24 protein-coding genes and 1 tRNA gene are annotated in these 20963 nt (G+C 57.8%); 20 read left to right on the forward strand and 5 right to left on the reverse strand.

Annotation, left to right across the window (positions count from 1 at the left end; all coding sequences use genetic code 11):
• Window positions 1-859 precede the first annotated feature (859 nt).
• Complete coding sequence (locus tag AB7M26_RS11980) at window positions 860-1285, forward strand: HIT family protein (protein WP_123495507.1); 426 nt, start codon at window positions 860-862, stop codon at window positions 1283-1285.
• A gap of 3 nt (window positions 1286-1288) precedes the next feature.
• The gene (locus AB7M26_RS11985; protein WP_050683199.1) at window positions 1289-1495 is read left to right on the forward strand and encodes a SlyX family protein; all 207 of its coding nucleotides are present in this window, start codon (window positions 1289-1291) and stop codon (window positions 1493-1495) included.
• A gap of 87 nt (window positions 1496-1582) precedes the next feature.
• On the opposite strand, the gene AB7M26_RS11990 is transcribed toward AB7M26_RS11985, so the two are convergent.
• Window positions 1583-2185, reverse strand: a complete 603-nt coding sequence (locus AB7M26_RS11990) for a cold-shock protein (protein ID WP_123495506.1) — start codon at window positions 2183-2185, stop codon at window positions 1583-1585.
• Between the two features lie 464 nt (window positions 2186-2649).
• Between AB7M26_RS11990 and AB7M26_RS11995 the strand changes: the two genes are divergently transcribed.
• The 18 genes from AB7M26_RS11995 (at window position 2650) to nadA (ending at window position 17085) form a co-directional block, all read left to right on the forward strand.
• Complete coding sequence (locus AB7M26_RS11995; protein ID WP_123495504.1) at window positions 2650-2988, forward strand: ribbon-helix-helix domain-containing protein; 339 nt, start codon at window positions 2650-2652, stop codon at window positions 2986-2988.
• Window positions 2989-3124: 136 nt separating this feature from the next.
• Complete coding sequence (locus tag AB7M26_RS12000) at window positions 3125-3346, forward strand: FmdB family zinc ribbon protein (protein WP_010457489.1); 222 nt, start codon at window positions 3125-3127, stop codon at window positions 3344-3346.
• 122 nt (window positions 3347-3468) lie between these two features.
• Complete coding sequence (aspS, locus tag AB7M26_RS12005) at window positions 3469-5244, forward strand: aspartate--tRNA ligase (protein WP_008072428.1); 1776 nt, start codon at window positions 3469-3471, stop codon at window positions 5242-5244.
• Window positions 5245-5367: 123 nt separating this feature from the next.
• Window positions 5368-6114 carry a YebC/PmpR family DNA-binding transcriptional regulator gene (locus AB7M26_RS12010; RefSeq protein ID WP_095632180.1) on the forward strand — a complete coding sequence of 249 codons (747 nt, stop codon included), beginning with the start codon at window positions 5368-5370 and terminating at the stop codon, window positions 6112-6114.
• 158 nt (window positions 6115-6272) lie between these two features.
• Complete coding sequence (ruvC, locus tag AB7M26_RS12015) at window positions 6273-6797, forward strand: crossover junction endodeoxyribonuclease RuvC (protein WP_008147379.1); 525 nt, start codon at window positions 6273-6275, stop codon at window positions 6795-6797.
• A gap of 115 nt (window positions 6798-6912) precedes the next feature.
• Window positions 6913-7530, forward strand: coding sequence for a Holliday junction branch migration protein RuvA (gene ruvA / locus AB7M26_RS12020; protein WP_007897033.1), 618 nt, complete (start codon window positions 6913-6915; stop codon window positions 7528-7530).
• Window positions 7531-8592, forward strand: coding sequence for a Holliday junction branch migration DNA helicase RuvB (gene ruvB, locus AB7M26_RS12025; RefSeq protein ID WP_008006678.1), 1062 nt, complete (start codon window positions 7531-7533; stop codon window positions 8590-8592).
• A gap of 127 nt (window positions 8593-8719) precedes the next feature.
• Window positions 8720-9187 carry a tol-pal system-associated acyl-CoA thioesterase gene (gene ybgC / locus AB7M26_RS12030; RefSeq protein ID WP_007933231.1) on the forward strand — a complete coding sequence of 156 codons (468 nt, stop codon included), beginning with the start codon at window positions 8720-8722 and terminating at the stop codon, window positions 9185-9187.
• On the forward strand, window positions 9177-9872 hold the full coding sequence (tolQ, locus tag AB7M26_RS12035; RefSeq protein WP_007897030.1) for a protein TolQ: 696 nt from the start codon (window positions 9177-9179) through the stop codon (window positions 9870-9872). Before ybgC ends, tolQ begins: the two co-directional genes overlap by 11 nt.
• Before the next feature lie 23 nt (window positions 9873-9895).
• Window positions 9896-10348: a protein TolR gene (gene tolR, locus AB7M26_RS12040; protein WP_162130599.1), complete on the forward strand. Its 453-nt coding sequence runs from the start codon at window positions 9896-9898 to the stop codon at window positions 10346-10348.
• Window positions 10348-11427, forward strand: coding sequence for a cell envelope integrity protein TolA (tolA, locus tag AB7M26_RS12045; RefSeq protein WP_123495502.1), 1080 nt, complete (start codon window positions 10348-10350; stop codon window positions 11425-11427). Before tolR ends, tolA begins: the two co-directional genes overlap by 1 nt.
• A 17-nt stretch (window positions 11428-11444) precedes the next feature.
• Window positions 11445-12725 (forward strand): Tol-Pal system beta propeller repeat protein TolB, encoded by a 1281-nt coding sequence (gene tolB, locus AB7M26_RS12050; protein ID WP_185022094.1) that lies wholly within the window; start codon window positions 11445-11447, stop codon window positions 12723-12725.
• Window positions 12726-12777: 52 nt separating this feature from the next.
• On the forward strand, window positions 12778-13275 hold the full coding sequence (gene pal, locus AB7M26_RS12055; RefSeq protein ID WP_003178634.1) for a peptidoglycan-associated lipoprotein Pal: 498 nt from the start codon (window positions 12778-12780) through the stop codon (window positions 13273-13275).
• Window positions 13276-13281: 6 nt separating this feature from the next.
• Window positions 13282-14127 (forward strand): tol-pal system protein YbgF, encoded by an 846-nt coding sequence (gene ybgF, locus AB7M26_RS12060; protein ID WP_123495498.1) that lies wholly within the window; start codon window positions 13282-13284, stop codon window positions 14125-14127.
• 166 nt (window positions 14128-14293) lie between these two features.
• On the forward strand, window positions 14294-14941 hold the full coding sequence (gene queE, locus AB7M26_RS12065; RefSeq protein ID WP_008072914.1) for a 7-carboxy-7-deazaguanine synthase QueE: 648 nt from the start codon (window positions 14294-14296) through the stop codon (window positions 14939-14941).
• Between the two features lies 1 nt (window position 14942).
• Window positions 14943-15635, forward strand: coding sequence for a 7-cyano-7-deazaguanine synthase QueC (queC, locus tag AB7M26_RS12070; protein WP_123495496.1), 693 nt, complete (start codon window positions 14943-14945; stop codon window positions 15633-15635).
• 63 nt (window positions 15636-15698) lie between these two features.
• A tRNA-Lys gene (locus AB7M26_RS12075) sits at window positions 15699-15774 on the forward strand.
• 252 nt (window positions 15775-16026) lie between these two features.
• On the forward strand, window positions 16027-17085 hold the full coding sequence (gene nadA / locus AB7M26_RS12080) for a quinolinate synthase NadA (RefSeq protein ID WP_048395651.1): 1059 nt from the start codon (window positions 16027-16029) through the stop codon (window positions 17083-17085).
• A gap of 131 nt (window positions 17086-17216) precedes the next feature.
• On the opposite strand, the gene AB7M26_RS12085 is transcribed toward nadA, so the two are convergent.
• From AB7M26_RS12085 to AB7M26_RS12100, 4 genes are all read right to left on the reverse strand, one after another.
• Window positions 17217-17705: an RDD family protein gene (locus AB7M26_RS12085; protein ID WP_123495494.1), complete on the reverse strand. Its 489-nt coding sequence runs from the start codon at window positions 17703-17705 to the stop codon at window positions 17217-17219.
• A gap of 95 nt (window positions 17706-17800) precedes the next feature.
• Window positions 17801-18013 carry a cold-shock protein gene (locus AB7M26_RS12090; protein WP_003175786.1) on the reverse strand — a complete coding sequence of 71 codons (213 nt, stop codon included), beginning with the start codon at window positions 18011-18013 and terminating at the stop codon, window positions 17801-17803.
• 381 nt (window positions 18014-18394) lie between these two features.
• Window positions 18395-19519, reverse strand: coding sequence for a glycine cleavage system aminomethyltransferase GcvT (gene gcvT / locus AB7M26_RS12095; protein WP_429384440.1), 1125 nt, complete (start codon window positions 19517-19519; stop codon window positions 18395-18397).
• 33 nt (window positions 19520-19552) lie between these two features.
• Window positions 19553-20929 (reverse strand): L-serine ammonia-lyase, encoded by a 1377-nt coding sequence (locus AB7M26_RS12100; protein WP_123495490.1) that lies wholly within the window; start codon window positions 20927-20929, stop codon window positions 19553-19555.
• Window positions 20930-20963 lie beyond the last annotated feature (34 nt).

The following is a 20963-nucleotide window of genomic DNA, read 5'->3' on the forward strand; positions in this document are numbered from 1 at the left end:
CCGCCTGTTTTATTATCCGGGCGGCTCTTTCTTTTTGTGTCGGCGCAAACTTATATCACGCCGACCATGTTGGCGATACTTGCGCATCTAACCTTTCAGCTTCTTTACGACCCTGTCGCAAATGGCTGGGTAGATGTCGCAAATTCACAATCCCGACGCAATCGGACTGACAACTTCAACGTTGTTTTCCATGGCTTGAGCGTCGGTAAAAAAGAGTCCCTTGTCCTGCACTTGAATCTCCATCGGGCAACCCTGCCGCTGTTTTTATTGGTCTTAAGGCTTCCACTTCCAGCGGAGCGCTTATAGACGATACGGGTGTGAATGCAACAAGCGTGCACAAATCGGAATTCTGTTGCTGTTTTTTTCCAAAGGCCTGCCTGTTGCTGTAAAAACCTCATAAAACCGGGGGGTTCAAGCTCGTTTTACCTGAGCTTGACGCCATGCTTCGCATCGTGTTTACCACATCGATCCAGTGGGGGCGACAACCAAAAACGTTACCGGTTCACCCCGCCAGTGAGTAGTTAGCGGATGCTGACGCACTGAGCGTAGACGCGTTGTGCGGTTTTGGTGCAAAAAATTTCAATTGTTGTACCGAATTCACACAGTGTCGCTTTGTCGTGGATTCGAACGGCCCGTCGTTTATCGGTCATTCCGGCATTTTTTGTGCGGCGGCTGGTTCTGTCATGGTGCATACCGGATCAAAATGGTTCATGTCGGGGCGCCCGTAGGGCGCAGCCGGTGGCAGTTCGTTGTGAAGCGTGTGGCGTTCGCAGGTATGCTGCCGTCCTGTCGCTTGGTGCGCCGTCTTTCGCAATGGGGCGCTAAGCTGAAAAAAGATCACCAGAGGGGAGTGTGCGCTGTGTTCGCTTTAGATCCACGACTTCAACAAGACACGTTGCCTATCGGCGATTTCCCGCTCTGTCGGTTGCTGTTGTCCAATGATTCGAACTACCCGTGGTTCATCCTCGTGCCCCGCCGCGAGGATATCAGTGAGATATTTCAATTAGATGTCGCAGATCAACAGCAGCTGTGGCAGGAAACCACCGCACTGGCGGAAATGCTCAAGGACTCGTTCGACGCGGATAAATTGAACGTCGCGGCCCTGGGTAACGTCGTCAGCCAGTTGCACATGCATGTGATTGTGCGCAAGCGTGAGGACGCCGCCTGGCCAGCCCCGGTCTGGGGCAAGCAGCCGGCCAAACCCTACAGTCCAGAGCAGATCGCGGCGATTCGTGAGCGGCTGCGTCTGGTGTTGACCGATGACTTCACGTTTCTGGAGGGTTGAGTCATGAGCCTGGAAGAACGCGTTACCGATCTGGAAAGCCAGTTGGCGTTTCAGGATGACACCATCCAGGCATTGAGTGATGTGCTGGCGACGCAGCAACGCGCAGTGGAGCGTCTGCAACTGCAAATGGCCGCATTGCTCAAGCGGCAAGAGGAAATGGCCGGTCAGTTCGAGTCCTTCGAAGAAGAGGCGCCACCACCGCATTACTGAGCCACATTAGTGAGCTCATTAGTGAAGGGCAGGCCATAAAAAACCGCGAACAGCCAGGGCTGTTCGCGGTTTTTTTTAGCCTTGGAGTCAGCGACGCGGCAGGGCGGCGATCACATCTTCGGCTTGCAGGCCTTTGTCACGGTTCATCACAGAGAACTCCACGCGTTGGCCTTCGACCAGAACACGGTGGCCCTCGCCGCGAATTGCCCGGAAGTGCACGAAAATATCATCGCCGGAATCACGGGAAATAAAGCCGAAGCCTTTGGAGGTATTGAACCACTTGACGGTGCCAGTATCGCGGTTGCTCATGTCATAGCTTGGCGAGGCGGCGGCCGGTGAAGATTTATAGAAGCTGACAGCCAGGTGCAAAAGAATGGCGATCAGGGCAGCGACCAGACTGAACAGAACGGCAGGTTGACCAGCGATGACAGGCATCGGGGCGAACAATGTCAGTGTTTGCAATACCACAGCCAGAACCAGCAAGGCGCTGACCAGGTTTTGCAGTTGATGACGCGGGCCTTTGTTCCAGTAAGGGATAACAGGTGCAAGGGTGAGGTTGAGCAGGCCGAAAAAGGCCAGGTACAGCGCATCGGGTTGTTGCAGGTAAGGTAGCGCTTCGGATCGCAGGCTAGGGATGAAGGACAGCAGCAAGGCTGCTGCGCCCATTAGCAGGTGGACGATTTTCAACATTTTGATTAACTCACGTTAAGACGGATCACAAGGAAGAGCTGATGGAGCACGGTTCGCTTCGGAACAATAAGAGGCGTTGGACACGTTCCCGCTATCAGCCTATGCGCAGCCCCCGGAAAATAGGCGGTAGCGACACACTGCCTATTTAACAGCAAAGCCCGCAGCTACTCAAATCAGGCAGTCCAGCGGTACTCCCGCTGGCCGCTGTGTGCATGACGCTTGCTGAGTATTATTTGCCGGCTGTGTTTCGCGCGGCTTTTTGCCGTTTCGCTGAAAGACATTGCGTCAGTTTTCGTAGGAAATCGTCCGGCCTAGGACGAGCTCCATGATCTCCCCTCAGTTGTTGGCTTATCCTACGTCGATGGTCATAAAGTCATCTAGATATCCCTGTGCGCCTGCGCTTTTATAAGGAAACGGAATATGACTCTTATAAGCAGCAAGGATGGCAAAGGAGTGTCAACGCTATGGTTTATCAAGACAGGCGAAGCGAGGGGAGGGTCAGTCCACTCAAGGACGTGAGGATTGATTCATTTGTCAGCGAATTCGATATGGGCCTGGCCCAGCCATTATCCCGGTCGGTGCGTTTGAATGGCTTTGCGACCTGTTTGCGGCTTGAACAGGTCTATTGGGATATTTTGGGTGATATGGCCAAGGTCAATTGCTGCTCGGTCAGTGCGCTGTTGTCCCACGTGGATCGCGAAGTGCATCTGCGTCACGGCGGGGTGAAGAACTTCACCGGGCTGGTGCGGGTTGTCTGCGTCGTGCACAGCCTGAAGGAAGGAAGTTGCCCCATCATGGCTTGACGATGGCGGTTGATCGGGTCGAGTGTCGGTCTGTGCAGTCTTACGGCTGCACAGGCTGCATTTAATGGATATAATCCCGCCCTTTGCCGCAAAGCCCAGCATGCGCGGTAGCAATCTGATCGCCGAGACAACCCCCATGCCGATGTACGACTATCAATGTGCTTCCTGTGGTCATCAGTTGGAAGCCATTCAAAAGATCAGCGCAGCACCGCTGGTCGACTGCCCTGCCTGCCAGGCGCCAGAGCTTAAAAAGATGCTGTCCATGCCGGGCTTCCGCCTCAGCGGCACCGGCTGGTACGAAACCGACTTCAAGACCGGTTCCAAGAAGAATCTGGCCGGTGGCGACAAAGCTGACTAGGGTCTAGCGCCCGGGCTGAATGACACGCGCGAGCTCTTGCATCATCTGGCACCTTATTTAAGTGTGGGGGTGCGGCAAGACCTCCAACCGAATTTCGAATTACGAGAAGTGAAACCACTACCATGATGCGCAGCCATTATTGCGGCCAACTGAACGAAAGCCTGGAAGGCCAGGAAATTACCCTTTGCGGATGGGTTCACCGTCGCCGTGACCACGGTGGGGTGATTTTCCTCGATATCCGTGATCGTGACGGTCTGGCCCAGGTGGTGTTCGACCCGGACCGCGCTGAATCCTTCGCCGCCGCCGATCGCGTGCGCAGCGAATACGTGGTCAAGATCACCGGCAAGGTACGCCTGCGTCCGGCCGGTGCCACCAACGCCAACATGGCGTCGGGCATGATCGAAGTGCTGGGCTACGAGCTTGAAGTATTGAACGAAGCGGAAACCCCGCCGTTCCCGCTGAACGAGTTCTCCGACGTCGGCGAAGAAACCCGCCTGCGTTATCGCTTCCTCGACCTGCGTCGCCCGGAAATGCTCGAGAAGCTGCGTCTGCGTTCGCGCATGACCACCAGTATCCGTCGCTTCCTGGACGAGAACGGCTTCCTCGATGTCGAGACGCCGATTCTGACCCGCGCCACGCCAGAAGGCGCGCGCGACTATCTGGTGCCGAGCCGTACTCACGCCGGTAGCTTCTTCGCCCTGCCGCAATCGCCACAGCTGTTCAAGCAGCTGCTGATGGTCGCCGGCTTCGACCGTTACTACCAGATCGCCAAGTGCTTCCGCGACGAAGATCTGCGCGCCGACCGTCAGCCGGAATTCACCCAGATCGACATCGAGACCAGCTTCCTCGATGAAAAAGAGATCATGGGTATCACCGAACAAATGATCCGCAACCTGTTCAAGGAAGTGCTGGACCTGGAATTCGGCGACTTCCCGCACATGACCTTCGAAGAGGCCATGCGTCGTTACGGTTCCGACAAGCCGGACCTGCGTAACCCGCTGGAACTGGTTGACGTTGCCGATCAACTGAAAGAAGTCGACTTCAAGGTGTTCAGCGGCCCTGCCAACGACCCGAAATGCCGCGTTGCCGCTCTGCGCGTTCCAGGCGCGGCAAGCATGCCGCGCAGCAAGATCGACGACTACACCAAGTTCGTCGGCATCTACGGTGCCAAGGGCCTGGCGTACATCAAGGTCAACGAGCGCGCCAAAGGCGTTGAAGGTCTGCAATCGCCAATCGTCAAGAACATCCCTGAGGCTAACCTCAACGTGATCCTCGATCGCGTCGGTGCAGTTGATGGCGATATCGTGTTCTTCGGCGCTGATAAATCGAAGATCGTCAGCGAAGCCTTGGGCGCGCTGCGGATCAAGGTTGGTCACGATCTGAACCTGCTGACCTGCGAGTGGGCACCGATGTGGGTTGTCGACTTCCCGATGTTCGAAGAGAACGACGACGGCAGCTTCACCGCGTTGCACCACCCGTTCACCGCGCCGAAGTGCACACCGCAAGAACTGGAAGCCAACCCGGCAACCGCGCTGTCTCGTGCCTACGACATGGTCCTGAACGGCACCGAACTGGGTGGCGGTTCGATCCGTATCCACCGCAAGGAAATGCAACAGTCGGTGTTCCGTCTGCTGGGTATCAGCGAAGCGGAACAGGAAGAGAAGTTCGGCTTCCTGCTCGACGCCCTGAAATATGGCGCGCCGCCGCACGGTGGTCTGGCCTTCGGTCTGGACCGTCTGGTGATGCTGATGACCGGCGCCCAGTCGATCCGTGAAGTAATCGCCTTCCCGAAAACCCAGAGTGCTGCCTGCGTCATGACTCAGGCACCGGGGCTGGTGGATGCCAAGGCGTTGCGCGAACTGCACATTCGTCTGCGCGAAACGCCTAAAGCTGAGTAAGGCTGACCAGAAGGGCGCATCTTCGGATGCGCCCTTTCTTTATAGAATGGTCGAGATTTTTATTTGCTGGCCGGCGCATCATGGCGTGGCGGGCAATGTTTCAAAGATAATTCGGAGCGAGTTATGGCGGGTCATTCCAAGTGGGCGAACATCAAGCACCGCAAAGAACGTCAGGATGCCAAGAAGGGCAAGATTTTCACCAAGTGGATTCGTGAACTGACGGTTGCTGCTCGTCAGGGTGGCGGTGATCCAGGCTCCAACCCGCGCTTGCGTCTGGCGCTGGATAAAGCGCTGGGTGCGAACATGAGCCGCGACATCATCGACCGCGCAGTGGCCCGCGGCGCTGGCGCCGCCGATACCGACGACATGGTCGAGCTGACCTACGAAGGTTACGGTCCGGGCGGTGTGGCGGTGATGGTCGAATGCATGACCGACAACCGCAATCGTACTGCAGCGGCTGTTCGCCATGCGTTCAGCAAGTGTGGCGGCAACCTCGGCACCGATGGTTCGGTGGCCTACCTGTTCGAGCGCAAGGGGCAGATTTCCTTCGCGCCAGGCGTGGATGAGGATGCGCTGATGGAAGCGGCCATGGAGGCTGACGCCGATGATGTGGTCACCCACGAAGACGGTTCAATCGACGTGTTCACCTCGTTCGCCGGCTTCTATTCCGTGCGCAACGCTTTGGAGGCTGCAGGCTTCAAGGGCGATGACGCGGAAATCGTCATGCTGCCGACCACCAGTGCCGAACTGGACCTGGAAGGCGCCGAGAAGATTCTGAAGCTGATCGACATGCTCGAAGACCTGGATGACGTGCAAAACGTGTATTCCAACGCGGACATTCCAGAGTCGGTGGCCGCTCAGCTCGGATAAGGGCGACTAAGATTCAGTGTGGGAGCTGGCTTGCCTGCGATGGCGGCGTGTCAGGCTACATCATTGTTTGATGTGCCTACGCCATCGCAGGCAAGCCAGCTCCCACATTTGTTATTCGCTGTATTGAATATCGTGCTCTTACCTAACCCGCAGGCGTTATGACTTTAATTCTTGGTATCGACCCCGGTTCGCGTATCACCGGTTATGGCGTGGTACGTGATACCGGGCGTGGCTGCGTGTACGTGGCGTCGGGCTGCATTCGCACGGGCTCCGGCGAGCTGCACGAGCGCCTGCAAATCGTCTACCGGGGCGTGCGTGAAGTGATCCAGACCTACGGCCCGGTGACCATGGGCATCGAAAAAGTCTTCATGGCCCGCAATGCCGACTCCGCCCTCAAGCTCGGTCAGGCCCGTGGCGCTGCCATCGTGGCCGGCGCCGAGGAAAGCCTGGAAATCGCCGAATACACCGCGACCCAAGTCAAACAGGCGGTGACCGGCACCGGCGCGGCGAATAAAGAGCAGGTGCAGATGATGGTCATGCACATGCTGAAATTGACCAGCAAGCCGCAAATCGATGCCTCGGATGCCCTGGCCATCGCGATTTGCCACGCTCACACACGGTCCAGCCTGTTGCCGCATGGTCTGGGCACAGCACGCAGTCGTGGCGGGCGCCTGCGTCTCTGATAGCATCAGCAATCATTTTTTATGGAATGAGGGTTTTGCGCCTGTGCTGTCGGCGCAAAACCTTTGTTCTGTCAGTCGCCAGTACTGATCTGGCCAAGGCTCAAGGATCTGAAACGTGATTGGACGCTTGCGCGGCACTTTGGCTGAGAAACAGCCGCCGCACCTGATTCTGGATGTAAACGGTCTGGGGTATGAGCTGGAAGTGCCCATGACCACGCTTTATCGCTTGCCGTCGGTCGGTGAACCGCTGACCTTGCACACCCATTTGGTCGTACGCGAAGACGCGCAGTTACTCTATGGCTTCTTTGGCAAGCGCGAGCGAGACTTTTTTCGCGAGCTGATCCGTCTCAATGGTGTGGGGCCGAAACTGGCGCTGGCCTTGATGTCGAGCCTGGAGGTCGACGAGCTGGTTCGTTGCGTGCAATCCCAGGACACTTCGGCCCTGACCAAGGTGCCGGGCGTGGGCAAGAAAACGGCCGAGCGTTTGCTGGTGGAACTCAAGGATCGCTTCAAGGCGTGGGAAACCGTGCCGGCGATGTTCGCGTTGGTGCCAAACCAGCCGGGTGGGCCAGATGCGCCAGCTCCAGTCGCCACTGCCGAGAATGACGCGGTCAGCGCGCTGATTTCCCTGGGCTACAAGCCGCAGGAAGCCAGCAAGGCGATTTCTGCGATCAAGGAGAAGGGTTTGAGCAGTGAAGACATGATTCGTCGCGCCCTGAAGGGAATGATCTAAGTGATTGAAGCTGATCGTCTGATCGCCGCCACGGGTGGGCCCCGTGACCGCGAGGAAGTCCAGGACCGGGCAATTCGTCCCGTCAGCCTGGCCGAGTACATTGGCCAGCCGACCGTTCGCGAGCAAATGGAGTTGTTTATCCAGGCCGCGCGTGGGCGCAATGAATCCCTCGACCACACGCTGATTTTCGGTCCGCCGGGACTGGGTAAAACCACCCTGGCCAACATCATTGCCCAGGAAATGGGTGTGTCGATCAAAAGCACCTCGGGGCCGGTTCTTGAGCGTCCGGGTGATTTGGCTGCGTTGCTGACCAACCTTGAACCCCATGACGTGCTGTTCATCGACGAGATCCATCGGCTGTCGCCGATCGTCGAAGAAGTGCTGTACCCGGCGATGGAAGACTTCCAGCTCGACATCATGATCGGCGAAGGGCCGGCCGCGCGCTCGATCAAACTCGATCTGCCGCCGTTCACCCTGGTCGGCGCAACCACCCGGGCCGGCATGCTGACCAATCCGTTGCGCGACCGTTTCGGAATCGTTCAGCGTCTGGAGTTCTACAACACCGCCGACCTGGCAACGATTGTCAGCCGTTCGGCGAACATTCTCGGTTTGCCGCTGGACCCGGAAGGCGCCTTCGAAATCGCCCGCCGTGCCCGTGGCACGCCGCGGATCGCCAACCGCTTGCTGCGCCGAGTGAGGGATTTCGCCGAGGTTCGCGCCAAAGGCCACATCACCAAACCAATCGCCGACCTGGCGCTGAATCTGCTGGATGTCGACGAGCGTGGTTTCGACCATCAGGACCGACGCCTGCTGCTGACCATGATCGAGAAGTTCGACGGTGGGCCGGTGGGGGTGGACAGTCTGGCGGCGGCGATCAGCGAAGAGCGTCACACCATTGAAGACGTGCTGGAGCCATATTTGATCCAGCAGGGCTATATCATGCGCACTCCGCGGGGGCGGGTGGTCACTCGACATGCGTACCTGCACTTCGGTTTAAACATCCCGTCACGATTAGGCGAGATGCCCGTGGTAGACGAGTTCCTCGATGCCGTGGACGATTAGTAACCTTTGCGCGCTGATTTATTCGGGGTTTGTGCTGTCCCAGGACCGTACTTTCGCCGCAAAGCCGCGAATCAATGAAAAACAGTTGCCTGGCCGGATTGGCAACCTGAGGAGTAAGCACTAGAGTATGCGCGCGCAAAACGGGCTTGAGCCGTTCGCACATCGTTGTCGCGTTTATTACGAGGACACCGATGCGGGCGGCATCGTGTATTACGTCAATTACCTCAAGTTTATGGAACGGGCTCGAACCGAGCGGCTCCGGGAGCTGGGCTTTGCCCAGTCGGCGCTGGCAGGGGAGGACCTGTTGTTTGTCGTGCATTCCAGCGAAGCGCGTTACCACGCGCCGGCGCGACTGGACGACGAACTGCTGGTAAGCGCTGAAGTAATTGAATTGAACCGGGTCAGCCTGCGCTTCAAACAGCAGGTCAGGCGGGCTACGGATAATGTGCTGCTCTGCGAAGGGCAGTTTCTGGTGGCCTGTGTGCGCACCAACAGTTTGAAACCCCGGGCCATTCCCGAAGCTCTACGTGCGGCCTTTGCCGACGTGAGCGGCGCGGGTACACACTCAAAGCAGGAGATAAAGCGTGGAAGCTAACGTCGTCGACCATTCCTCCATGTGGAGCTTGGTCAGCAATGCCAGTATCGTGGTGCAACTGGTAATGCTGATCCTGGTAGCCGCATCGGTGACCTCATGGATCATGATCTTTCAGCGCAGCAACTTGCTGCGCGCCGGTCGACGTGCCCTGGAGAGCTTTGAAGAGCGCTTCTGGTCCGGTATCGACCTGTCCAAACTCTACCGTCAGGCCGGCAGCAACCCTGATCCGGATTCGGGTGTGGAGCAAATCTTCCGTGCCGGTTTCAAGGAATTCTCCCGTCTGCGTCAGCAGTCGGGCGTTGACCCGGAAGCAGTCATGGAAGGCGTGGCCCGTGCCATGCGCGTGGCCATCTCCCGCGAGGAAGAAAAACTCGAGCAGAGCCTGCCGTTTCTCGCCACCGTCGGTTCCGTCAGCCCGTACATCGGTCTGTTCGGTACGGTCTGGGGCATCATGAACTCCTTCCGTGGTCTGGCAACTGCCCAGCAAGCGACCCTGGCCACTGTGGCCCCAGGTATCGCCGAAGCACTGATCGCTACCGCGATCGGTCTGTTCGCCGCCATCCCGGCCGTTATCGCTTACAACCGTTTTGCTGCTCGCAGCGAAACCCTGCTGGGCCGTTACTACACCTTCGCCGATGAATTCCAGGCGATCCTGCACCGCAAAGTGCACACCAGCGAAGAATAAGCAGGTAATTTCCAATGGCTTTAATCGCTCGAGCTCGCAAAAAGCGCAAGCCGGTTGCCGAGATGAACGTGGTGCCTTACATCGACGTGATGCTGGTACTGCTGGTCATCTTCATGGTGACCGCGCCGATGCTCAATCAGGGCGTGAAAGTTGATCTGCCCAAGGTTTCCAGCGAAGCCTTGCCGCAGGACAACAACACTCAGGTCCTGACCATTTCGATCAAGTCTGACAAGACCTACTACTGGAACCTTGGCAGCGAAGTCGACACTGATAAGCAGCAGGACAAGGCCATGACCTTGCCGCAAATGACCGACGCGGTGACCAAGATCATTCGCGCCGGTACTGAAGGCGGCAAGCGTACCCAAGTATTCATTCGCGGCGACAAGACTGTCGATTACGGCTCCGTCATGGGCGCGATGGGCGGGTTGCAGAAAGCCGGGGTCGGTAATGTTGGCTTGATTACCGAGGCACCCTGATGCAGCAAATGCGAGAGCCGTCCGCCTCGGAAAGCTACTTCTGGCCTAGTGTCTGGGCGATTGTCTTGCACGTGCTGGTGTTCGGCATGCTGTTCGTCAGCTTTGCCTTCACACCGGAACTGCCGCCGGCCAAGCCGATTGTCCAGGCGACCTTGTACCAGCTGAAATCGAAAAGTCAGGCGACCACCCAGACCAATCAGAAGATTGCGGGTGAGGCGAAGAAATCCGCCGCGCGCCAGACTGAAGTCGAACAGATGGAACAGAAAAAGATCGAGCAGGAAGCGATCAAGGCCGCGGAACAAAAGAAGGAAGATGCGGCTCAAAAAGCCGAAGAATCCAAGAAGGCCGACGAGACGAAGAAAGCGGAAGAGGCAAAAAAGGCTGATGAAGCCAAGAAAGCCGATGAAGCCAAGAAGACCGCCGAAGCCAAAAAGGCCGAAGAGAAACAATTGGCTGATATAGCCAAGAAGAAATCTGAAGAAGAAGCCAAGAAAGCTGCTGAAGAAGAGGCCAAGAAAGCGGCCGCTGAAGAAGCGAAGAAAAAGATCGTCGAAGACGCGAAGAAGAAAGCCGCCGAAGACGCCAAGAAGAAATCTGAAGCTGAAGAGGCGAAGAAGAAAGTCGCCGAAGATGCGAAGAAGAAAGCTGCTGCCGATGCTGCGAAGAAAAAATCGCAGGAAGCGGCACGTAAATCCGCCGAAGACAAAAAGGCTCAGGCCTTGGCTGATTTGCTTTCCGACACGCCAGAGCGTCAGCAGGCCTTGGCCGATGAGCAGGGCGACGAAGTCGCCGGCAGTTTCGATGATCTGATTCGTGCTCGTGCAGCGGAAGGTTGGGCTCGTCCACCTTCGGCACGCAAAGGCATGACGGTCGTGTTGCAAATCGGCATGTTGCCCGATGGTACGGTGACTTCGGTCGGCGTGGCCAAGTCCAGCGGCGATGGTCCGTTCGACGCTTCCGCTGTAGCGGCGGTCAAGAACATTGGACGTTTGACAGAAATGCAGGGAATGAAGCCGAGCGATTTTGCTCCGTATCGTTCATTCAAGATGACATTCACACCTGAGGATCTAGCCTTGTGAGAAACCTTCTTCGAGGAATGCTTGTCGTTATCTGCTGCATGGCAGGGATAGCGGCAGCAGATGAAAAAAACATTCTGGTCACCAGCGGCAGTGATCGGGCCACCCCGATAGCAGTCGTTCCGTTTGGCAACCAGGGCGGCAGCGTGCTGCCGGACGACATGGCCGAAATCATCGGTAACGACCTGCGCAACTCGGGTTACTACTCGCCGATTCCAAAACAGAACATGATCAGCCAGCCAAGCCAGGCCAGCGAAATCATCTTCCGTGACTTCAAGGCGCTGGGTGCCCAGTACGTCATGGTCGGCAGTATCGTTCCAGCGGGCGGTCGCCTGCAGGTTCAATACGCACTGTTCAACGTCGCCACCGAGCAGCAAGTGCTGACTGGTAGCGTGTCGGGCAGCGTCGATCAACTGCGCGACATGGCGCATTACATCTCCGACCAGTCGTTCGAGAAACTCACCGGTATCAAAGGTGCGTTCTCGACTCGTCTGCTGTACGTGACGGCCGAGCGGTTCTCCGAGAAGAACACTCGCTACACGTTGCAACGTTCGGACTATGACGGTGCCCGTGCCGTGACACTGCTGCAATCGCGCGAGCCGATCCTGTCGCCGCGTTTTGCACCGGATGGCAAGCGCATTGCCTATGTCTCGTTCGAGCAGAAGCGTCCGCGCATTTTCATGCAGAACATCGACACCGGTCGCCGTGAGCAGATCACCAACTTCGAAGGCCTGAATGGTGCGCCAGCATGGTCGCCGGATGGTCAGCGTCTGGCATTCGTATTGTCGAAAGACGGTAACCCGGACATCTATGTGATGAACCTGGGTTCGCGTCAGATCAGTCGCGTCACCAACGGTCAGGGCATCAACACCGAACCGTTCTGGGGTAAAGATGGTTCGACCATCTACTTCACCTCCGACCGTGGCGGCAAGCCACAGATCTACAAAACCAGCGCAAGCGGTGGTGGTGCGGAGCGTGTGACCTTCATCGGTAACTACAACGCCAACCCTAAACTGTCGGCCGATGAAAAGACCCTGGTGATGATCCATCGTCAGGAAGGCTTCACCAATTTCAAGGTGGCGGCCCAGGATTTGCAGCGAGGTAGTGTAAAGATCCTCACTGATAGCACTCTGGACGAGTCGCCTACTGTTGCGCCCAACGGCACCATGGTAATCTACGCCACCCGCCAGCAGGGCCGGGGAGTCTTGATGCTCGTGTCCATTAATGGACGCGTGAGGCTCCCGCTTCCTACCGCACAAGGCGAAGTCAGAGAACCGTCCTGGTCCCCTTACCTGAACTGACGCGGCGCTACACGTTGTACTTAACACACTGGGGTTCATTAGGAGTTTCACGATGGAAATGCTGAAGTTTGGTAAATTTGCTGCGCTGGCTCTGGCCATGGCTGTAGCTGTAGGTTGCTCGTCCAAAGGCGGCGACAACGCCGGTGAAGGCGCTGTTGATCCAAACGCTGGTTACGGCGCTAACACTGGTGCTGTTGACGGCTCCCTGAGCGAAGAAGCTGCTCTGCGCGCAATCACCACCTTCTACTTCGAATACGACAGCTCGGACCTGAAGCCAGAAGCCATGCGCGCTCTGGACGTTCACGCCAAAGACCTGAAAGCAAACGGCGCTCGCGTTGTTCTGGAAGGCAACACCGACGAACGTGGTACTCGTGAGTACAACATGGCACTGGGCGAGCGTCGTGCGAAAGCCGTTCAGCGTTACCTGGTACTGCAAGGTGTTTCCCCAGCTCAGCTGGAACTGGTTTCCTACGGCGAAGAGCGTCCAGTTGCTACCGGCAACGACGAGCAGTCCTGGGCTCAAAACCGTCGCGTCGAACTGCGTAAGTAATTCGTCATGCGAACGTGCCGTCGTGCTGTAACTGTTTTGGCTCTCAGCCTCGCACCGCTTGCGGTGTGGGCTGCGGTTCCTGTGGTCGAGGACAACTCCGGCTATAACAATAGCGGGAGTAGTTATCCGCCTGCGGGTTACGGTACGAACGGCGCCTATGCCGGGGGAGGGGTTTCGGCCCCTGTCTCGGCACAGGGCGAGCTGTTCAACCAACTGCAATCGATGCAGGAGCAGATCTCACGCCAACAGGGTGTGATCGAAGTTCTGCAAAATGATGTAGCGCGCATGAAGCAAGAGAACCTGGAGCGATATCAGGATCTTGATCGGCGCATAGGAACCGGTGTTGCACCTGCCGCGACTCCTGATAATTCTTCCACCGGTGGCAATTTGAATGCCCCCGGTGCAGCAGCCGGCGCAGGTGCGGGAGCGGCAGCCGCAGCCGCTCAAGCCCCTGCCGCGGGTGGCGAACCGGCCGATCCGGCGAAGGAAAAACTGTATTACGATGCAGCCTTCGACCTGATCAAAGCCAAGGATTTCGACAAGGCCAGCCAGGCTTTCGCCGCATTCCTGCGCAAATACCCGAACAGCCAATACGCGGGCAACGCCCAGTACTGGTTGGGTGAAGTGAACCTGGCCAAAGGCGATCTGCAAGGCGCAGGTCAGGCATTTGCCAAGGTTTCGCAGCTGTACCCCAAGCACCCCAAAGTGCCTGATTCGCTGTACAAGCTCGCTGATGTAGAGCGCCGTCTCGGTCATACCGATCGGGTCAAAGGCATTCTGCAGCAGGTCGTGTCCCAATATCCGGGCACTTCCGCCGCTCAGTTGGCTCAACGCGATTTGCAGCGCATGTAAGCTTGCTTGATGCGTTTAGAAGAAACCCGCGCTTGTCGCGGGTTTTTTCGTTAGAATTCATGCCCTTTTTATGAAACACGCTTTTTGGGATCTGCGCGTTGGCGAGGTTCCTTGAAGTGCCTGACGGAGGCGGACAGCCTGTTTAGCTGTTACGCCCGTGGCGACTATGCAAGACACATTGAGAATCACCGAAGTTTTCTACTCGTTGCAGGGTGAAACGCGGACTGCCGGGCTGCCCACTGTTTTTGTGCGCCTGACCGGTTGCCCATTGCGTTGCCAATACTGCGACAGCGCCTACGCCTTCACGGGCGGCACCATCCGCACGCTCGACGACATCCTCGAGCAAGTGGCCGGTTTTCGCCCGCGTTATGTTTGTGTCACGGGCGGTGAACCCCTGGCGCAACCGAATGCCATTCCCTTACTCAAGCAGTTGTGTGACGCCGGCTACGAAGTGTCGCTGGAAACCAGTGGCGCGCTGGATATCTCGGCGGTCGATCCCCGGGTCAGTCGCGTCGTCGACCTGAAAACCCCGGGTTCGAAAGAAGCGCATCGCAACCGCTACGAGAACATTGAGCTGCTCACGCCTAACGATCAGGTAAAGTTTGTCATCTGCTCGCGGGAAGACTACGACTGGGCCGTGTCCAAGCTGATTCAGTACGGTCTTGACCAGCGTGCCGGCGAAGTCCTGTTCTCGCCGAGCCACCATGACCTGAACGCGCGTGATCTGGCGGACTGGGTGGTGGCGGATAATCTGCCTGTGCGCCTGCAATTGCAGCTGCATAAATATCTTTGGAATGACGAGCCGGGGCGCTGAAATGACTGAACAACTGAACACTGTCGAAAAACGTGCGGTCATCTTGCTGTCCGGTGGCCTCGACTCCGCGACTGTCGTGGCCATGGCTCGTGCTGAAGGCTATAGCTGCTACACCATGAGCTTCGATTACGGTCAGCGGTCTCACGCCGAATTGCACGCCGCCGCACGCGTCGCCCAAGACTTGGGTGTGGTCGAGCACAAGGTGATCGGCCTGAACCTGAATGGCATCGGCGGCTCGGCCCTGACCGACACTAGTATCGATGTGCCGGAAACGCCGGGTGAAGGTATCCCGGTGACTTACGTGCCGGCGCGCAATACCGTGTTTCTGTCCCTGGCGCTGGGCTGGGCCGAAGTGCTGGGCGCGCGTGACATCTTTATCGGCGTTAACGCGGTGGATTACTCCGGTTACCCGGATTGCCGTCCCGAGTTCATCGAAGCCTTCGAGCGCATGGCCAACCTGGCGACCAAGGCCGGGGTAGAAGGGCAGGGCTTCCGTATCCAGGCGCCACTGCAGAACCTGAGCAAGGCGCAGATCGTTCAGGCTGGCGTGAAGCTTGGCGTCGATTACGGGCTGACCGTTTCCTGCTATCAGGCAGACGATAATGGCCGCGCCTGCGGTAAATGTGACAGCTGCCGCCTGCGTGCAGAAGGCTTTGCGGCGGCCGGTGTGACTGACCCAACACCTTATTTTTGATTTATTTCAAATTAGGTGTTGAATAGTCCTTAAAAATCAGTATTATACGCGCCACCACACAGCGGGTCGTTAGCTCAGTTGGTAGAGCAGTTGGCTTTTAACCAATTGGTCGTAGGTTCGAATCCCACACGACCCACCATTTTAAAAAATCTGGAAGGGCCCACGTAAGTGAGGATTTCCGGGTTTTTTTTTGCCTGCGATTTGAGGTCCACTCAGTCCGGGTGACGCAGGTCAGAATCATCTTTTGCATCCACGGGATATTCTGTAGCCTTGCGCAGCTTCAACGCTATCCACGCCTGATGAATACTCACTCTCCCGGCGGTACCCTTAAGGGTCCGGAGCCGGGTGTATACTCGACTTTCGCGCGAAAGCGCCTGCAGGTCTTGCGAACATGACGCAGATTTCCGAACGCCTTCTGGTTCAAGCCCACCTCGACGCCAAGCAGCCCAAGCCGCTGACCGCCGAGGAAGAGGCTTATTACCGTACTGCCATCGCTGCCGAGCTCAAGGCTCAGGACGCAGTGCTGGTTGCCCACTTCTATTGCGATCCGGTCATTCAGGCCCTGGCCGAAGAAACCGGTGGTTGCGTCTCCGACTCTCTGGAGATGGCCCGCTTCGGCAATGCCCACCCGGCCAAGACTGTGGTGGTCGCCGGTGTGAAGTTCATGGGCGAAACCGCGAAAATCCTCAACCCTGAAAAACGTGTACTGATGCCGACCCTGGAAGCGACTTGCTCGCTGGACCTGGGTTGCCCGGTGGACGAGTTCTCGGCGTTCTGCGATCAGCATCCGGAACGTACGGTGGTGGTGTATGCCAACACCTCGGCGGCGGTCAAAGCCAGGGCGGATTGGGTGGTGACGTCCAGCTGCGCGCTGGAAATCGTCGAAAGCCTGATGGATAACGGCGAAACCATCATCTGGGCTCCGGACAAGCACCTGGGCACTTACATCCAGCGCAAGACCGGTGCCGACATGCTGCTGTGGGACGGTGCTTGCATCGTCCATGAAGAGTTCAAGGCCAAACAGCTCGAAGACATGAAAGCGCTGTACCCGGATGCGGCCATCCTGGTGCACCCGGAGTCGCCGACCGCCGTCATCGATTTGGCCGACGCGGTGGGTTCTACCAGTCAGCTGATCGCTGCGGCGCAAAGTCTGCCGAACAAGACCCTGATCGTCGCCACCGACCGTGGCATCTTCTACAAGATGCAGCAGCTGTGCCCGGACAAGGTCTTCATCGAAGCGCCAACGGCCGGTAACGGCGCAGCCTGCCGCAGTTGCGCACATTGCCCGTGGATGGCGATGAACACCCTTGAGCGCACGCTGAAGAGCTTGCGTGAGGGCACCAACGAGATCTTCGTTGATCCGGCGTTGATTCCGCAGGCGGTGCGGCCGTTGAAGCGGATGCTTGATTTCACGCAGGCGGCGCGGATGAAATTGGCCGGCAACGCCTAATACTTACTGTGGCGAGAGCTGTTGTGGCGAGGGAGCTTGCTCCCGTTCGGTTGCGCAGCAGCCGCATTTGGGGGCGCTTCGCACCCCAGCGGGAGCAAGCTCCCTCGCCACCGTGATTTGCATTGCCTGTGCTATTTGGTCTTCTTCGGAATCCGCACGAGCAGGGTATTGGAGTAGATGTCATGCCAGCTGCGCTTCTGCTTGTCGAACAGCGACCAGAAGAACCCCAGCCCGAGGCATAGCCAGGACGCGATCGACACCACAAAGCGCAACAGAGCCTGCCACAGACTGATGGATGAGCCGTCGGCGTTTTGCACGCGGATGCCCCACACCTGCATGCCCAGCGTCTGCCCCGACCAGGTCCAGAACTTGGCAAAGAAACCGAACAGCACGAACAACAGCACCGTCGATAGCAGTGGATCACCGTCCAGCGCACCGGCTTCGGTCAAGGCACGCATTTGGCCTTCGCCGATGATCGCCATCTGGATCATCTTGTAAACGCCGCTGGTGACGATCAGCAGGGCGGTGCATAACAGGAAGTCGTAGAACATCGCTGCCAGGCGACGACCCAGGCCGACGGCGGGGAAGTCGCCCTGTGGGTAGAGCAGGTGTTTCGACATGGCAGCCTCTGAACGAAAAAAGAAGCCATTTTACGGATTTACGCGCACAAAAAAGCCCCTGATATCAGTATCAGGGGCTTTTTCGTTACAGAAGATCAGGCTTCTGCTTGTACTTCGTCAGCCTGCATGCCTTTCTGGCCTTGCACAGCAACGAACGTCACTTTCTGGCCTTCTTTCAGGCTCTTGAAGCCGTTGCCCTGAATAGCGCGGAAATGTACGAACAGATCCGGACCGCTTTCTGGAGTGATAAAACCAAAACCTTTCTCGTCGTTAAACCACTTGACGGTACCGCTCTGACGTTGGGACATTTCTTATTTCCTTTGACGCAAAAAAATGAATGACAGTCTCCTTCTGGTGAAAGAGTACTGGGGCTGGTTGCAGGAGAGTAAGAAGACGTCGGACGGGATGTAGCTAACTTGTAGGCTACTGCCCAGGTCACGATTCCAAGCGACCCATGCAAACACAGTGAACAAACTCTACGCCAACTACGGGAGAAAAAACAAGCCCTGCGAAGGCCCGTATTTCCTCGGGTTGGTGGCACTAGCGCCGGCTTATTCGATGGAGTTGTTCAGTTGTTTTCGATCGTTATAAGTAACGTTCATAAACGAAACGTTCGCACTGTTTTATGGCGGCTGCGTTACAGATTAGTGCACTGTTAACGCAACCGCGTTACTTATAGAAACGGTCGATCAACCACGATAGTAGCGTTGTGGAACAAATGGCATTTTGCTTACAAGCAAAGGCACCTTTTTCCCACGAACAATTGCCCAAACCGGCGTATCCAAAGCGATATATGCGCTGTCGAGGTAACCCATGGCCAAAGGACCGCCGAGGGTCGGACCGAAGCCGCCGCTGCACACGCTGCCGATGATTTCGCCGGCTTCGTTGACGATTTCCGCACCTTCGCGCACCGGCGTACGTTCCTGCGGCAGCAGGCCAACGCGTTTGCGGCTGACACCGGCTTGCTGCTGGGCGAACACGGTTTCAGCGCCGGGGAAGCCACCGGCCCGCGCGCCATCGGCACGACGAGGCTTGGAGATGGCCCACAGCAGGCTGGCTTCGATCGGGGTGGTTTCGGTGTTCATGTCGTGGCCGTAGAGGCACAGGCCGGCTTCCAGGCGCAGGGAGTCGCGAGCGCCGAGGCCGATGGCCGCCACTTCCGGTTCAGCCAGCAGGGCGCGAGCCAGGGCTTCGGCATTGGCGGCCGGTACGGAGATTTCGAAACCGTCTTCACCGGTGTAGCCCGAACGGCTGACAAAGCAGTCCACGCCCAACAACTTCACGCGGGCGAACTGCATAAAGGTCATCTTCGCCACTTCAGGCGCCAGGCGTGCGAGCACGGTGACGGCGGCCGGGCCTTGCAATGCCAGCAACGCGCGCTCTTCGAACAGTGGTTCGATCGTGCACTGGTCGCCGATGTGCTTGCGCAGGTGCGCCAGGTCTTGATCCTTGCAGGCCGCGTTGACCACCAGGAACAGTTCGTCATTACCGAGGTTGGCGACCATCAGGTCGTCGAGGATGCCGCCAGTCTCGTTGGTGAACATCGCGTAGCGCTGCATGCCCACCGGCAAATCGATGATGTCCACCGGCACCAGAGTTTCCAGGGCCTTGGCAGCGTTGGCGCCGGTCAGGCGGATCTGGCCCATGTGCGAAACATCGAACAACCCGGCCTGATCACGGGTGTGCTGGTGTTCTTTCATCACGCCCAACGGGTATTGCACCGGCATATCGTAGCCGGCAAACGGCACCATGCGGGCGCCGAGTTCGAGGTGCAGTGCGTGCAACGGGGTTTTCAACAATTGTTCGGTGGACATATCCAGCTCCTGAAAATAGTGCAGATGCGCGCATCAGCACTCGATAATGTTGACCGCTAAACCGCCACGGGCGGTTTCCTTGTATTTGCTTTTCATGTCGGCGCCGGTCTGGCGCATGGTGCGGATGACTTTGTCGAGGGAGACGAAGTGCTGACCGTCGCCGCGCAAGGCCATGCGCACCGCATTGATGGCCTTGACCGAGCCCATGGCATTGCGCTCGATGCAAGGTACTTGCACCAATCCGCCAATCGGGTCGCAGGTCAGGCCGAGGTTGTGTTCCATGCCGATTTCGGCGGCGTTTTCCACCTGCTGCACGGTGCCGCCAAGCACTTCACACAAGGCACCGGCGGCCATGGAACAGGCGACGCCAACCTCGCCCTGACAGCCGACTTCGGCGCCGGAGATCGAGGCGTTTTCCTTGTACAGAATGCCGATCGCGGCGGCCGTCAGCAGAAAGCGCACCACGCCGTCTTCGTTGGCGCCAGGGATGAAGCGCATGTAGTAATGCAACACCGCCGGGATGATTCCGGCTGCACCATTGGTGGGCGCGGTGACCACGCGTCCGCCGTTGGCGTTTTCTTCGTTGACCGCCAAGGCGTACAGGTTGACCCAGTCCAGCACCGACAGCGGATCACGCAGTGACGATTCCGGGTTGTTGCACAGTTGCCGATGCAGCGCTGCAGCCCGGCGTTTGACCTTCAGTCCACCGGGCAGGATGCCTTCGTTGCGGCAACCGGCGGCGACGCAGTCTTGCATCACTTGCCAGATCTTCAGCAAACCGGCACGGGTTTCCGCCTCCGGACGCCAGGCACTTTCATTGGTCAGCATCACTTGGCTGATGGACAAGCCATAGGTGGTGCAATGACCGAGCAGGTCCTTAGCGCTTTTGAACGGGAAGGTCAGGGGGGTGGCGTCTTCGACAATGCGGTCGGCGCCGGCAGCGTCTTCATCGACCACGAACCCGCCACCAACCGAGTAGTACTCGCGGCTGCGGATTTGCAGGCCAGCGGCATCGAACGCGCGAAAGATCATGCCGTTGGGGTGATAGGCCAACGGTTTGCGAATCATCGCCAGGTGTTCTTTCTCGTTGAACGCAATGCTGTGTTCGCCGAGCAGGTTCAAGCGACCGCCGCCGCGAATCTCTTGCAGGCGAGCGGCGACGGTTTCGGTGTCTACGGTATCCGGGTGTTCGCCTTCCAGGCCCAGCAATACAGCCTTGTCGCTGCCGTGGCCTTTGCCGGTGGCGCCGAGCGAGCCGTAGAGTTCGACTTTGACGCAGGTGGTTGCCGCCAGCAGCCCTTCACGGCGCAGACCTTCGGCGAAACGCGCAGCAGCACGCATCGGGCCGACGGTGTGGGAGCTGGAGGGGCCGATGCCAATCTTGAACAGGTCGAACACGCTTAACGACATGGTTGTTCTCCGGTTTCTTGTTATAGGAATTGGC

The organism is Pseudomonas sp. F-14 TE3482, from assembly GCF_053629455.1.

Bases quoted from the DNA above. Each gene is read 5' to 3' on its own strand.
- AB7M26_RS11985 (WP_050683199.1), top strand. From the start codon at position 1,289: ATGAGCCTGGAAGAACGCGTTACCGATCTGGAAAGCCAGTTGGCGTTT.
- AB7M26_RS11990 (WP_123495506.1), bottom strand. From the start codon at position 2,185: ATGTTGAAAATCGTCCACCTGCTAATGGGCGCAGCAGCCTTGCTGCTG.
- AB7M26_RS11995 (WP_123495504.1), top strand. From the start codon at position 2,650: ATGGTTTATCAAGACAGGCGAAGCGAGGGGAGGGTCAGTCCACTCAAG.
- AB7M26_RS12000 (WP_010457489.1), top strand. From the start codon at position 3,125: ATGCCGATGTACGACTATCAATGTGCTTCCTGTGGTCATCAGTTGGAA.
- aspS (WP_008072428.1), top strand. From the start codon at position 3,469: ATGATGCGCAGCCATTATTGCGGCCAACTGAACGAAAGCCTGGAAGGC.
- AB7M26_RS12010 (WP_095632180.1), top strand. From the start codon at position 5,368: ATGGCGGGTCATTCCAAGTGGGCGAACATCAAGCACCGCAAAGAACGT.
- ruvC (WP_008147379.1), top strand. From the start codon at position 6,273: ATGACTTTAATTCTTGGTATCGACCCCGGTTCGCGTATCACCGGTTAT.
- ybgC (WP_007933231.1), top strand. From the start codon at position 8,720: ATGCGCGCGCAAAACGGGCTTGAGCCGTTCGCACATCGTTGTCGCGTT.
- tolA (WP_123495502.1), top strand. From the start codon at position 10,348: ATGCAGCAAATGCGAGAGCCGTCCGCCTCGGAAAGCTACTTCTGGCCT.
- tolB (WP_185022094.1), top strand. From the start codon at position 11,445: ATGCTTGTCGTTATCTGCTGCATGGCAGGGATAGCGGCAGCAGATGAA.
- pal (WP_003178634.1), top strand. From the start codon at position 12,778: ATGGAAATGCTGAAGTTTGGTAAATTTGCTGCGCTGGCTCTGGCCATG.
- ybgF (WP_123495498.1), top strand. From the start codon at position 13,282: ATGCGAACGTGCCGTCGTGCTGTAACTGTTTTGGCTCTCAGCCTCGCA.
- queE (WP_008072914.1), top strand. From the start codon at position 14,294: ATGCAAGACACATTGAGAATCACCGAAGTTTTCTACTCGTTGCAGGGT.
- queC (WP_123495496.1), top strand. From the start codon at position 14,943: ATGACTGAACAACTGAACACTGTCGAAAAACGTGCGGTCATCTTGCTG.
- nadA (WP_048395651.1), top strand. From the start codon at position 16,027: ATGACGCAGATTTCCGAACGCCTTCTGGTTCAAGCCCACCTCGACGCC.
- AB7M26_RS12085 (WP_123495494.1), bottom strand. From the start codon at position 17,705: ATGTCGAAACACCTGCTCTACCCACAGGGCGACTTCCCCGCCGTCGGC.
- AB7M26_RS12090 (WP_003175786.1), bottom strand. From the start codon at position 18,013: ATGTCCCAACGTCAGAGCGGTACCGTCAAGTGGTTTAACGACGAGAAA.
- gcvT (WP_429384440.1), bottom strand. From the start codon at position 19,519: ATGTCCACCGAACAATTGTTGAAAACCCCGTTGCACGCACTGCACCTC.
- AB7M26_RS12100 (WP_123495490.1), bottom strand. From the start codon at position 20,929: ATGTCGTTAAGCGTGTTCGACCTGTTCAAGATTGGCATCGGCCCCTCC.